We start from the raw sequence: 13,496 nt of genomic DNA on the forward strand, positions 1-13,496 counted from the left end.
CATAAAAAGCCATTTATACGTTATGGTATAAACAGCTTTCCATGATTTTATTGCATCTTATGACAGATTATGGATGAATCGTTTGATAATATGCCTTGATACCGTTAAATAACCCTTGCGCCAATTTTTGCAAGTAAGGTTTTTGTTTAATTTTCTCCAATTCTTTTGGATTATCAATAAATCCTAACTCAATCAATACAGCAGGTTTTGCAGTTTCTCGTAAGACGGCTAAAGTTTCTCTTTTGACGCCACGATTAAACGCTCCCGTTTCAGCAATTACCGCACTTTGCAAAGCATCTGCTAAAATTTTACTATTTTTTAAGCGAATTGGATCGTTATGTAGTTTTTGATTGATTTTAGGTTGGTAGTCTTTGTCGTATTCATACCAATACGTTTCAATACCCGTAGTTTGACTACCTTCACCCGCTCCTGTTGCATTAAAGTGTACACTAATGAAAATATCGGAATTGGTTGCATTCACCAGTCTAGAGCGTTCCGTTACAAAATCAACATACGTATCATCTTCACGACTCATAATAACCGAATACCCTGAATTTTGTAATAATGCACGTAATCGTTTTGAAACGTCTAATACTAAATCACTTTCTTTAACGCCATAGTAATGCGCACCACTATCACGACCACCATGTCCTGGATCAATAAAAATCACTTTGCTCACTTGTGTAGCATTCGCAGTCGTCGTTTCACTATTCACAAAAACGAATTCTTTATTATCTTGTTTCACTTTACCATTAAATTTCCATGTAATGATACCTTTTTCCACATAATAATAACGATTTTGATACGTTGTCACACCCGTATAATTTGTGTCAAACATCCCATTTTTTAAATAGTGCCACACGCCGTTAATCAACATCAGACCTGTATAATTTTCATCTACTTTTCCGTTTGTCACGTAATACTCTCTACCATCTTTACTGTAGCGCACTAATCCTGTTTTTGAGGATACAAAGTGCCCACCTTCAATGTAATATAAATTACCCGTAATACGAACCAAACCTGTAAATGACCAATCTAAAATCCCTTTTTTCGTGTAGTACACACGACCTTGGTACATTGCTAACGAATCTTCACTCATCAATTGACCTGATTTAAAGTGATACCATTGTTTATCAGGCCCTTGTAATAACCCAGACACCGTCATATCAACAACTGAGTTTTTAAGGGCATATAATCGATTTAAATATTTACCTACTCCGTTATAGCGCCAAGTAATTTGTGCATTTTCAACATAAAATAATGTACCATTGTAGGAAACCATGCCGTTAAATGACCAATCGATTTGACCATTTTTTACATAAAACCAGTTATGATTATAAAAAATTAAGTCTGAAAAATCTTTGGCAACAACGCCGTTTTTGATATAGTACCACGTACCATTTTTAGCTTGTACCAATCCATTTTTTTGCCAATTCACTCGACTGTTTTGGACATAAAATTTTGAGCCTTTGTATTCAACAACATCTTCTGTTGAACCGGTAACTTTTCCATTTTCAACATAGTTCCATGCCCCATTAAAGAAGAATAAATCCGTATATTTCCAATCAATTTGACCATTGTTCACATAAAACCATGTACCGTAATGAAGCACTAAAGCCATCAATTGTTGCGCAACTTTACCGCCTTCAATATAGTACCACGTGCTATTTTTGGCTTGTACCAATCCATTTTTTTGCCAATTGATTCGACTGTTTTGGACATAAAATTTTGTGCCTTTGTATTCAACAACATCTTCTGTTGAACCGGTAACTCTTCCATTTTCAACGTAGTTCCATGCTCCATTAAAGAAGAACAAGTCCGTATATTTCCAATCAATTTGACCATTGTTTACATAAAACCATGTGCCGTAATGCAACACTAAAGCCGTCAATTGTTGCGCAACTTTACCGCCTTCAATATAGTACCACGTGCCATTTTTGGCTTGTACCAATCCGCTTTTTTGCCAATTGATTCGACTGTTTTGGACATAAAATTTTGTGCCTTTGTATTCAACAACATCTTCTGTTGATCCTGTAACTCTTCCATTTTCAACGTAGTTCCATGCTCCATTAAAGAAGAACAAGTCCGTATACGTCCAATCAATTTGACCATTTTTTACATAAAACCATGTACCATTATAAAGCACTAAAGCCGTCAGTTGTTGTGCAACTTTACCGTCTTGAATATAGTACCAATTCCCATCTTTTGCTTGAACTAATCCCGTATAATCAAAAGCGACCGTTGCATTTTTCACATAAAATAGCGAACCCTTATATTCAACAACATCACTAATTGCCCAATCAATTTGGCCATTGTTTACATAAAACCGTGTGCCATTATAAAGGACTAAAGTTGATAATTGCTGTGCGACTTGACCGTTTTGAATATAATACCAAACACCATTTTTTGCTTGAATTAATCCCGTAGCATCAAAATCTACTTGACTATTTTTAACATAATATAATGACCCATTATGTTTAATAACATCGGTAAACGTACCGGTAACTCTTCCATTTTCAACATAATATAATTCTCCTGTTTTGGAGTCTGCTAGCCCTGTATAAGTATTCGGTGCATTGTCAATTGAATACGGTAAGGCATCGTTGTTTTTTCTAAAACCGACATTACCTGATACATTTGGATCTAATGTATCCAATCCATTTCTTTCAATAAAACGTATTAATGTTTCTGCATATCGCGGATCTGTTGCGTATCCTGCATTTTGCAATGCGTTTGCTGCATCAACATATGTTTTAGACTCTAAAAATGCTTTATAAATTTGCTTGCGATAAGGTGTAGACGTAAAGAATGTGGCTCTTTCCTTTATACTATCTTGCCATGATTCATACGCTCTAAAGCGAGCCTTCACACGTACTGTTTTTCCGTCAATGACTTCATTCGTGTTCATTTCTACCGTTTTTCCAGTCCACTCGTCAGTCGCTTTTACACCAAATAAATTGTAGTTTGGTGCTGCCCCTAATTGACTTTTTCCCCAATTACTTTCAATAACGGCTTGTGCAATGGTTATACTCGGTAAAACACCCGCTTTTTCATAATTTTCTAGCGCGCCGGCATAAACATATTGAATAAATTTTTTCTGTTCCGGGGTAAAAGATGATTGACTAAGAACAGTATCAATTTTACCATTTGATTGTGCATGAACGGTTGTATGTGGTATTGCAAAAAAATTTGACATCATACCGAATAACAACAACACTCCTGTCATCAGTTGTCTCATTTTCTTTTTTAACATACTTCCTCCTATTGCGTTAAAGACACAAAATCTTCAATTTGTTGTTCTATTAAGTGTAGCGCTTTTGCCCAAAATTCTTTTTTCGTGATATCCACACCCATAAATTGTGCCGTTTCTTCAACGGTACTTACAGTTGTCGCCGTTAGCATGGCTTTATACTTCTCTACAAAACCGTCACTTTGTTCTAAATACAATGCATATAGCCCTTTTGCAAATAATCCACCAAAGGCATACGGGAAATTGTAATAACTTAGTGATTCTGAATAATAGTGCGGTTTACATACCCACATGTATGGATGTAATGCATTAGCGTCTAACCCATCGCCATACGCTTTTTGTTGTGCATCCATCATTAATTTTTCTAAATCCGCAGCAAACAAGAATTTTTCTGCGCGTTCTTCAAAGACAGATTTTTCAAATAAATAGCGTGAATAAATATCCACAATAATTTGTGTTAAATCTTGTAATTGCGATTCAATTAAACCAATTTTTTCTGCATCACTTGCTTGTGAAATGACATTTTGCATGACAATGTTTTCGTTAAACGTTGATGCCGTTTCGGCAACAGGCATTGTATAATCCCAGTTTAATGGACGGTGATTTTCAATTTGTACACCGTGATAAGCATGCCCTAATTCGTGAGCCATTGTGACCACACTACTTAAACTGCCGTCAAAATTCGTCATCACACGTGACTGATTGATTACTGGTAAATTGTAACAGAACGCACCCCCTCGTTTGCCTTTACGAGGGAAAATATCGATGTAGTTTTTGTCGTAAAACTCTTCTGTCATGTCAGCTAAATCTTTTGAAAATTTACCAAACTGTTCCATTAAGTAAACTTTGCTTTCTTCAACTGAAAACGTACGTGAAGCACCTTGTCCAATTGGCGCAAATAAATCGTAAAACGGCAAACCGTTTTGATGACCTAATAATGTTCCTTTATGTTTTAAGTAACGTTGGAAACTTGGTAAAGCATCTACAATCGCACTTAATAAAGCATCTAATGTTTCTTGACTCATGCGAGAACGGTGTAATGTTTGTGCCAAGGCACTGTCATACCCACGTAAACGCGTTACATCATTAACTTGTGATTTAATGTGATTCAATGAAAAAGCAACGGGTTCTTTAATGTGCGTATACATTTCTAATTCTTTTTCATACGCACGTTTACGAACATCAGCATCTGGATGATACGCTAAATTACGAATATCACTCAATGTAACTTCTTTACCGTCAAATTCACCAACAACTGTTGACGTTAAATACTCTTGTTGTTGTTCCCAAGCGCTTCCTGCACTCATGTTCATTGTGGCAATCACTTCTTCTACTTCATCGGATAATAAATGTGCCACGACATCTTTTTGCTCTTTAAAGTAAAAGGCGTATTCTCTTAATACGTCATCGCCAGAAATATCTGTTTTTACATTTCCAATAAAACGATTAATTTTTGCATCTGTTTTAGCATTGGCACTCATCACTTTATTTAATTTGCCGTATTCTGCCAAACTACGTGTATCTGTTGTATCGACAGCCATTTGTAACGTACAAAATGAAAATAATTTTGACGCCAAAACTGTACGCTCTTCTAATAATGCAATCACAGCTTTTATCGTTTCCAAATCATCTTTCAATTCTACTTTTTCTAATTGTTCTAACGTACTTAACAACGCTTTAAAATCATTTTGATACGCCGTTGATTCGTACGACGTATACAAATCTGTCAATGACCATTTTCCATCCATTATGCTTGCTCCTTTTTCACTAATGTTTCTAATTGATTTAAAAATGTTTTAGGCAACTCACTATTAAATAAGACAAACTCATTTGTTGTAGGGTGTTTAAACCCTAGCGTTTTAGCGTGTAAAAATTGCCCGTATGACTTATCGTCATGGTATTTACTATAAACAGGATCGCCCACTAAATCAAACCCGATAAAATGCATATGCGCACGAATTTGATGCGTTCGCCCAGTTTCCAAACGCAATTGAATTAACGTATAACCTTCATATCTTTCTAACACCGTAAAATGCGTTACTGCACGTTTTCCGCCTTCTTGTACACGCCATTTTAACCGGTCGTATTTATCCCGAGCCAACGGGGCATCAATCGTTCCTGTCTCGTGTTCGACTTCTCCATGTACCAACGCCACGTATTCACGAGTGATGTCGTGTGTTTGAAACTGCTGTGAGAGTTGTTCGTGTGCTTTAGAATGTTTCGCCACCACTAATAACCCCGATGTATCTTTATCAATACGATGTACGATACCCGGTCTAATTTCACCCGTTGAGGTGGCTAACTGTTTAACATGATAGAGTAAGCCATTGACTAGCGTTCCCCTGTCATGCCCAACAGATGGATGAACAACCATGCCACTTGCTTTATTGACAATAACAATGTCGTCATCTTCATAAACAATATCAATTGGTATGTTTTCAGCGACAACATCTATTGTTTCAGCTTCTGGAATAGAGATGACAATGGTGTCGCCTTTTTGAATTTTATAGTTTGCTTTTACTAGACTACCATTCACCACAACAGCGTCTTTTTTTAGTAACTGTTGAATTTGTGAACGACTAAATGACGTCAAATCAACAAGTGCCTTATCAATACGACCCAGTGCGTCTTGAGCAATAAAGTCGAGTTGTTTCACCATCTATTTTCCTCTTTCTTTCCATTCTGTTAGAAGTGCGTCGACAATCATGACGGTTACACCGAGTGTCAAGCAAATATCTGCCACATTAAAAATCGGGAAATCAATAAATTCAAATCGAAACATATCAATCACATACCCTAACCGTACACGGTCAATAAAATTACCCACTGCACCTGCAAAAATGAGAACATAGGCAACGTATTCAATGTTGCGTCGTTTTTGTTTATGTGCCCAACAAATCATGCCTGCACAAATCAAAATCGTCACAATGAAAAAGAATACTAAATTGTCAGACAATATGCCCCATGCCGCTCCTGTATTTCTAAGGTGAAATAAAGACAACACATTTGGAATAAACGCTTGTCCCGTATTCAAAGGAATCGTCATTGCCGTCCACATTTTAACACCTTGATCTAAAATCAATAATAAAATAATACTACTGTATATTAGTACCATATCAATACCTTTCTAAAACACCATTTCACTAATTGCTTGTTCGATACGTTCAATCCATTCGTTTTTAAGTGGTTTATGGTGATGTTTATTTAACACACACTCAACCAACTCCTCAACAGACGTAAAAACCTCATATTCAAACGGATACAATAACGACAAGTATAATCGTGCATTGCTTAAAACAACCAATCGATCGTCTACATTTTCGACCATCTTCTCAACAACTTTTTCAAGTTTAAACATATAGTGCATATCATCAATTGGTACAATATGTTGTAAAAACACATACCGATTTTTACCGTAATAAGAATAAGTGACTCTTCCCTCGAATTCAATGTCTAATAATCTATCCAATACGTACGCTTTAAGTAATGGATGAAATGCCGGCTCTTTAAATAGCGTACGCGCAGCCTTACTAAATTCATAATCGTTGAATAAGTGCAATTTTGGAACAAGCTGTTGTTGTTGAACATACGTCATTTTTGCGACATTTTTAATATCTTCACGCAACTCTTTAAGTTCATTTTCGCATTCCTTATCAACAGCATCCAATTGTTCCAAAAGCGTATTTTCCAACAAATATAGCGGATAACTATCCATCGATTTTTCAGCGTACAGTAGAAATCTTTCCTCCAATATTAACCTTGCACGCAGTATTTGCCACGTATAAATAATGGCATTAATATAAACTACATCCAATTCTACATCGTAAAACGTTGTTTCAATATCGGGAAAAATCTGTTCTACTGTATCAATGACATCATCATATTCACCCAGTTCAGTGGCTAATTGAGCGTATGTAATGAGCGCGCTGATTTCTTTTGTTTGAAAAACAACTTGTTGCAATTGATGCAACATCTCATGATTAGGGTGTCCATTTTTAAATAGCTGCTTTAATCGATTTTGTGAAAATGCTTCACTTGGAAATTTTAAAATACTCATCTTGTCACTCCATTTAAGTAAGGATTATATTGACGCTCGTAACGAACAGTCGTTGTATCTCCATGTCCTGAATAAAGCACTGTATCATCAGGTAACGTCATTAAATGTGCATTAATACCATTCATCAATTCAGTATGATTGGAACTATACGGCAAATCTGTTCGACCACAACCACCTTTAAACAAGGTATCACCGATAACGGCAAAACCCTCGTCTTCAAAAAGATAGACGATACTACCGGGTGAATGACCAGGTACATGTTCAATACGACAATTAAAGCCTTCAATCGTTATTTTGCCCATTTTTGACAATAAAACATCCGCCTTTTCAACTGTAAATGGCATATGATAAATCGATAAATTTTTAGACGCATCGGTTAAAAAATCCGCTTCTAGCTGATGCATAAAAACAGGGATATGATACGTATGACGCACTTTGTCCACTGCTCCAATATGATCATAATGCGCATGTGTTAAAACAACAGCAACCGGTTTTAATTCATTTTCAACAATGACTTTTTCGATTTTATTAAAGTCTGCACCTGGGTCAACAACTAGCGTTTCCTTATTTTCTTTAATGACTAAATAAGCATTTTCAGGATGCATACCCGTTTCAATTTTAATAACTTCCATACTTTCCTCTTACATTGATAAACTTGTAAATGAATACGGCACTAAATCGGCTAACGTTAAACTCAAAATATCGCCTGCACCATTTAATAAATAAACCGGCATTTCTGGTGAACAAAATTCAACAAGCACTTGACGGCAAACGTTACATGGCGGTAAAAAATCTTCTGTTTTACCCGCAACCGCAATTGCCTGAATATCACCTTTTTTATACCCATTTGTAATGGCTGTAAAAATCGCTGTACGTTCCGCACAGTTTGTAACACCAAACGATACATTTTCCACATTAACACCAGTGATAACTTCTCCATTTGTCAATAAAATCGCTGCCCCTACGGGAAATTGTGAATACGGTGCATAAGAATGGTCTAACGCTTTTATCGCATATGACATTAATTCTTCTTTTGTCATGATATAACCCCCATCTTCTTTTTTCCTTGCTATTATACCATATAACCTAATGCCTTTGTATATCACAACACAAATAGCAAAAGCAGACGCTATTAAACATCTGCTTTTGCTTCTTCAAAGTATAAAATTTCTCCAGTTGTTGCGCTGGCAATAAAATCGAATTGTTTTTTTGCTGTCATAATTGCGCCAACAAACACTTTTTCATTCGTCAATGAATCAATTTGATGCGTTGTATCAATAAATGACCCTGTTATTGCCTCATCAGCATCTAATTGTAATTTTGCATTGCGTAATGCTTTTTCAATCATTTCGTGTTTATGATCATGCACACGTTTGGCATAACCCATTGTAGCAAGAGCTATTGCACTCAACGATAAGATTACTTTTGTCGTTTTTTTCATAGGTCACCTCTTAGTCGCGACGTGTACCAAACAAACGTAAAACTGACAAGAATAAGTTAATGAAATCTAAATATAATTCTAATGCACATGAAATGGCTAAACTAGCGTGTAAATGTGTTGCATGTTCAAAGTATAAATAATAAACTTTAATTTTTTGCATATCGTACATCGTTAAGCCAACAAAAATTACTACGGTTACAACGGTTAAAACAAATGACATACCAGTTGAACCAATGAACATGTTAATAACGGATAAAACAATTAAACCAAGTAAGGCAGGCAGTAAAATATTGCCTAATTTTGTTAAATCACGTTTTGTTGTATAGCCATAAATTGCCAATATTGCAAACAATGCCGCCGTTGTTACAAACGCTTGAACGATTGATGTTGTTGTATAAACCAATGCAATTACAGCAAATGTAATTCCAGTTAAAAATGAATATGCTGTAAATTTAGCGATATAAGCACTACTATTTTCCATTTTTTCTGGATTTGGACGTAACGTATACGCTAAAATCATTTGAACAATCATTAAAGCAAATACACCAAATCGACTACCATACACGAATCGTAAAATGACTGGATTATTGATGACGAAAAACGCTGATACTGCACTAATCAATAGCCCAGCAATCATCCACATAAATGTTTTAGAAATGAATCGATTTAAGTTTTGTTGTTCTGCTGAATAAATTGTATTTTGACTCATACTATCACCTCTTATTTTTTATAAACCTATTATAGCAGATTAATTATTGACTGACTAATTTTTTAACCCCCATCAATAAGTAACCAAACAAAATATACACAATCAAGATAATCAATGCATACTGCACGACACCATGAACGCCTAATTTTGTCACATTTAAAAAGAAATAAGGAAACGGACTATCCGGGTTATTCGGGATTTCCCATTTTAAAATTAACCCATTAACTATCGCAAAAACAAAATAAATTAGCGGAAAAACAGTCCATTCAAACGGTTTTTTCCAATGATTTATTTGTTGATGATTCATAAAAAAGTCTAACGCTACGCTAATCGGCACAATATAATGCACGATATAATTTTCAACACGATGGAAACGTTCAGCAGATATTAACGGCGAAAGCATAAAATGATACACAACACCCGTTAATAAAATTGCCATGACGACATTGCCATAATACAATTGCACCTTTTTGACATTCATCACTTGAAATAGGTAGTACACACTAACCGCAATATTGGATAACGTTGTAAAGTATAGCAACATGTTCACCCCATACTGATACAACTGCATACTCACACCAACAAACGATACCATTGCGATAAATAAATGAAATACATTAATTTTCTTTAGCAACAAATTGTACCTCCACGCGATAAATCCGTTGCCCCCTTGATGAAAATTTTGCTTCATATTCTGTCATAATATTCCCCTCGAATGTACTATGATGCAAATCCAACCATACTTGTTTTAAAATCATGCCATATTGTGAAAAACTACATAACGAATATTCAAACAATCCTTGGTTATCTGTTTTAAAATGAATTTCACCATTCGGCACTAAAATGGTTTCATAACTTTTTAAAAATGATGCGTATGTTAAACGACGTTTTTCGTGTTTTTTCTTTGGCCACGGATCTGAAAAATTCAAATACACACGATCAACTTCACCTTTTTCAAATAAATCGGCGATATCCCCACCATCAACATGTAATAATTGTAAATTTGGTAAATCGTTCTCAATCAATTTATCTAACGCTACCACGACAACGCTTGTTTGAATTTCAACACCAATATAATTGATGTTTGGGTTTGCTTTTGCCATTTCAGTAACGAATTGACCTTTACCCGTACCGATTTCGACATGAATGGGATGATCATTACCAAATCGTTGGTGCCACTTTCCACGCCATTCTTGTGCGTTTTGTACGATATATTGCGGGTACGCCTTTATTTTATCATTTGCCCACGGTTTATTTCTTAATCTCATATACTCTCCTAAAAATGAAACTCATTGATCACTTATCAATCAATGAGTTTTGATTATTGCATTATTTTTTTGATCATCATAATGGCATAATTGACTTGATGATTTCTACCATAAAAATGGCTTTTTTTAATATCCATTAAATACGTCAATATACAAAACCACTGCAAGCGTAATTGAACTGACGGTGTTAGCGTAACGCCATAAACTTCAAGCCATTTTTCCCAATCCGAATAATTGATATAACGGCATAAAATACTCGCAACATCTAACAATGGATCACACAATTTTACATTTTCCCAGTCCACCAAATATAAACGACCTGTTTTTTCAAGTAAAAAGTTAGCATGACTTAAATCGCCATGACAAACCACGCTGTCCACTTTTTCAAGCTGATTTGCTGTATGGTATAAATAATCTACAACACGATTCAAAAATGAATTTTGTCTTAGATCAACTTGTAATGACTCTTGATATTCAGCCAATAATTGTGTTGGTGTCGCCGAACTCCCTTGAATTTTCTCAAGCATACCTTTTAACGTTGCTGACTCGTGTATCGCTTTCACCATCGCAAGTACGTCATGTTCCACCATCTGAACGGGTTGCAACGTATCGCCTTCAATCCATTCTTGCGCTGTAATCCCTTCGCCGTTAGCGGTACGTCTTGTCCACAACAATTTTGGCGCAATACCTTCTACGGAAACCGCCGCCAAAAATGGTGTCGTATTCCGTTTTAAAAATATAGTTTGCTCACCTTTAACGCCTTTATATGACTGTCCTGTTCCACCACCAAGTGGTGCCATTTCCCATTCTAAATCAAACGAATAACTCATTGTTCTATTCCTAACATTTATAATCTACATCATTTTATCAATTTTACTAAAAATATACAACGGTAACACCAGAAATCGTACGATAAAAATACTCAATACAACACGCATTACCGATATTACGCCAATACTAATACTACTTAACACGACAATCATACCACTTTGCAGTAAAAAGATGAAAAAAACAACTTGTTTCATTTCCTTTTTCCAATCACTCACATTGTGTGGCATCCATTTATAAAAACGTGAACACTGATAAATTAACGTGTGATACAACTGTACACCGCTTAAAAATAACAATAAACCGACAACAACACTAATGACCCATACATTTTTAGAGGCAAAAATAACGAGTGATGCCACAATCATTTGCCCAACAACATTTTCTCGAATTTCCTTTTGTCTGAGCGCGTATTTTAGCAATACCGACACATTGACACGTGATACCACGTTATCAAAATACGACTGTTTTTTCGTGTTGTGGTGTATTGGTGCATCTCCAAAGAAATGCAACCACATGTTTTGACGCATGAGACGATAACTTTCAGCTTCGATTAACTGCGCAATAGATTGTAGTGGAGATTGTTTTGTATAGACAAAAACAAATAAACTACACAGTATGACACAACTAAAAACACCGATATAAAAATAAGACACCATAACGATAAACAGTACAACGGACAGTTGTTTTTTTAGTGGTGTCAATTGAGACATGACATGAATAAAACTATATAGCACTCCATTCAACCACCACTCAAGTGTTACGGCCATCTTCACTTTATGCAACAACGGTAGCAAAATGATGGTACCCGATACAAATGCAAATAACACAAATAGCACACTATATAATTGCGCTGAATAAAAATAACGTTTCGTCAACAATGCGGAATGATTCAAATAATGTAAATCTTGTTTTTTTAATAGTGTTGCTACACGTATTGGATAAATGAGTAACGTGATGAACCCGCTCACGAACACAGTTAAAACCCACTGTGGCAACATAAACGATTGCTGTAAAAAATCGTGATAGGCGTACGCCAATGTAACAAATAAAAAAAAGACGATAACAAGGACGTGATCATTAAGAATATAGCGTAAATAACGGTATTTTTGCAGTAAGGCAGCTTGTAGGCGTTGTTTATATAATTTATCCATTTTCTGCTCCTTGCTGTTTAGAAACCATGGCAATGAATAGATCATCAACCGTCGTACATTGATAGTCCTCCAACAACGTTGATACCGTCTTTTCTTCGATAAGCTGACCTTTATGCATAAATAAAACTTTATCAATATCACGGTGAATTTGCGACAAAATGTGTGTGGACACGATAATCATTGCATTATCGTTTAATTTGTCTTGAAAAATGTTCAACAAATCTTTAATCGCTATTGGATCTAACCCCATAAACGGTTCATCAATAATGTATAAAGGAACGTCAAGCATTAACGCTAAAATCAGCATGACTTTCTGTTTCATACCTTTAGAAAAGGCACTTGGAAACCATTCTAATCGATTATCCAATCGAAATAATCGCGCGTAGTGCATTGCTTTTTCCAACGTTTCATCAAAAGGCACTTGATACACACGAGCTACCAATTCAACATGTTCTTTTAACGTTAATTCATCATATAAAATTGGCGTTTCCGGCACATACGCTATTTTTTGTTTATATGCCTGTGGTGTTGTTGGCGTCACACCATCAAGTTCCACCTCACCGCTAAATGCTGACATGGTAGCTGTCAAATGATGCAGTAACGTACTTTTTCCCGCTCCATTTAAACCGACAACGGCATAAAATTGACCGGGTAACATTGAAAATGAAATATTCGAAATAGCAGGTATACGTGTATACCCACCCGTTAATTCTTTTACCTGTAACATAAACTCTCCTTCACATAAATGTTAAAAAATCCAGCAATGTATGACATTACTGGACTAAATTG

Annotated in this window: 14 protein-coding genes; all 14 read right to left on the bottom strand. The window is 35.7% G+C overall.

The features are described 5' to 3' along the window. Nucleotides 1-67: 67 nt before the first annotated feature. On the bottom strand, nt 68-3,253 hold the full coding sequence (locus J7S27_03725) for an N-acetylmuramoyl-L-alanine amidase (GenBank protein ID QTU82430.1): 3,186 nt from the start codon (nt 3,251-3,253) through the stop codon (nt 68-70). 8 nt (nt 3,254-3,261) lie between these two features. Next, on the bottom strand, nt 3,262-4,998 hold the full coding sequence (locus J7S27_03730) for a M3 family oligoendopeptidase (GenBank protein ID QTU82431.1): 1,737 nt from the start codon (nt 4,996-4,998) through the stop codon (nt 3,262-3,264). Then, nucleotides 4,998-5,909: an RluA family pseudouridine synthase gene (locus J7S27_03735; protein ID QTU82432.1), complete on the bottom strand. Its 912-nt coding sequence runs from the start codon at nt 5,907-5,909 to the stop codon at nt 4,998-5,000. The genes J7S27_03730 and J7S27_03735 overlap by 1 nt, the downstream gene beginning before the upstream one ends. Continuing rightward, nucleotides 5,910-6,365: a signal peptidase II gene (gene lspA / locus J7S27_03740; protein ID QTU82433.1), complete on the bottom strand. Its 456-nt coding sequence runs from the start codon at nt 6,363-6,365 to the stop codon at nt 5,910-5,912. A gap of 12 nt (nt 6,366-6,377) precedes the next feature. Next, nucleotides 6,378-7,307, bottom strand: a complete 930-nt coding sequence (locus tag J7S27_03745; protein ID QTU82434.1) for a hypothetical protein — start codon at nt 7,305-7,307, stop codon at nt 6,378-6,380. Then, the gene (locus J7S27_03750) at nt 7,304-7,939 is read right to left on the bottom strand and encodes an MBL fold metallo-hydrolase (protein QTU82435.1); all 636 of its coding nucleotides are present in this window, start codon (nt 7,937-7,939) and stop codon (nt 7,304-7,306) included. The genes J7S27_03745 and J7S27_03750 overlap by 4 nt, the downstream gene beginning before the upstream one ends. Nucleotides 7,940-7,948: 9 nt before the next feature. Next, nucleotides 7,949-8,347, bottom strand: a complete 399-nt coding sequence (locus J7S27_03755) for a cytidine deaminase (GenBank protein ID QTU82436.1) — start codon at nt 8,345-8,347, stop codon at nt 7,949-7,951. Between the two features lie 92 nt (nt 8,348-8,439). Next, a complete protein-coding gene (locus J7S27_03760; protein QTU82437.1) occupies nt 8,440-8,748 on the bottom strand; it encodes a hypothetical protein in 309 nt (102 codons plus the stop codon). Between the two features lie 10 nt (nt 8,749-8,758). After that, nucleotides 8,759-9,457 (bottom strand): Bax inhibitor-1/YccA family protein, encoded by a 699-nt coding sequence (locus J7S27_03765; GenBank protein QTU82438.1) that lies wholly within the window; start codon nt 9,455-9,457, stop codon nt 8,759-8,761. 43 nt (nt 9,458-9,500) lie between these two features. Then, on the bottom strand, nt 9,501-10,094 hold the full coding sequence (locus J7S27_03770; protein QTU82439.1) for a Pr6Pr family membrane protein: 594 nt from the start codon (nt 10,092-10,094) through the stop codon (nt 9,501-9,503). Next, entirely contained in the window at nt 10,075-10,725 is a 651-nt protein-coding gene (gene trmB / locus J7S27_03775) for a tRNA (guanosine(46)-N7)-methyltransferase TrmB (protein QTU82440.1), read from the bottom strand. The genes J7S27_03770 and trmB overlap by 20 nt, the downstream gene beginning before the upstream one ends. 53 nt (nt 10,726-10,778) lie before the next feature. Beyond that, on the bottom strand, nt 10,779-11,555 hold the full coding sequence (locus tag J7S27_03780) for a phosphotransferase family protein (GenBank protein ID QTU82441.1): 777 nt from the start codon (nt 11,553-11,555) through the stop codon (nt 10,779-10,781). A gap of 24 nt (nt 11,556-11,579) precedes the next feature. Further along, nucleotides 11,580-12,707 carry an ABC transporter permease gene (locus tag J7S27_03785; GenBank protein ID QTU82442.1) on the bottom strand — a complete coding sequence of 376 codons (1,128 nt, stop codon included), beginning with the start codon at nt 12,705-12,707 and terminating at the stop codon, nt 11,580-11,582. Continuing rightward, nucleotides 12,700-13,434 (bottom strand): ABC transporter ATP-binding protein, encoded by a 735-nt coding sequence (locus tag J7S27_03790; protein ID QTU82443.1) that lies wholly within the window; start codon nt 13,432-13,434, stop codon nt 12,700-12,702. The genes J7S27_03785 and J7S27_03790 overlap by 8 nt, the downstream gene beginning before the upstream one ends. Nucleotides 13,435-13,496: the final 62 nt, after the last annotated feature.

This window comes from Carnobacteriaceae bacterium zg-C25 (assembly GCA_017945845.1).
Taxonomy (GTDB): domain Bacteria; phylum Bacillota; class Bacilli; order Lactobacillales; family Aerococcaceae; genus WM01.

Coding starts and splice junctions, on each gene's coding strand:
- J7S27_03725 (QTU82430.1), bottom strand. CDS start 3,253: ATGTTAAAAAAGAAAATGAGACAACTGATGACAGGAGTGTTGTTGTTA.
- J7S27_03730 (QTU82431.1), bottom strand. CDS start 4,998: ATGGATGGAAAATGGTCATTGACAGATTTGTATACGTCGTACGAATCA.
- J7S27_03735 (QTU82432.1), bottom strand. CDS start 5,909: ATGGTGAAACAACTCGACTTTATTGCTCAAGACGCACTGGGTCGTATT.
- lspA (QTU82433.1), bottom strand. CDS start 6,365: ATGGTACTAATATACAGTAGTATTATTTTATTATTGATTTTAGATCAA.
- J7S27_03745 (QTU82434.1), bottom strand. CDS start 7,307: ATGAGTATTTTAAAATTTCCAAGTGAAGCATTTTCACAAAATCGATTA.
- J7S27_03750 (QTU82435.1), bottom strand. CDS start 7,939: ATGGAAGTTATTAAAATTGAAACGGGTATGCATCCTGAAAATGCTTAT.
- J7S27_03755 (QTU82436.1), bottom strand. CDS start 8,347: ATGACAAAAGAAGAATTAATGTCATATGCGATAAAAGCGTTAGACCAT.
- J7S27_03760 (QTU82437.1), bottom strand. CDS start 8,748: ATGAAAAAAACGACAAAAGTAATCTTATCGTTGAGTGCAATAGCTCTT.
- J7S27_03765 (QTU82438.1), bottom strand. CDS start 9,457: ATGAGTCAAAATACAATTTATTCAGCAGAACAACAAAACTTAAATCGA.
- trmB (QTU82440.1), bottom strand. CDS start 10,725: ATGAGATTAAGAAATAAACCGTGGGCAAATGATAAAATAAAGGCGTAC.
- J7S27_03780 (QTU82441.1), bottom strand. CDS start 11,555: ATGAGTTATTCGTTTGATTTAGAATGGGAAATGGCACCACTTGGTGGT.
- J7S27_03785 (QTU82442.1), bottom strand. CDS start 12,707: ATGGATAAATTATATAAACAACGCCTACAAGCTGCCTTACTGCAAAAA.
- J7S27_03790 (QTU82443.1), bottom strand. CDS start 13,434: ATGTTACAGGTAAAAGAATTAACGGGTGGGTATACACGTATACCTGCT.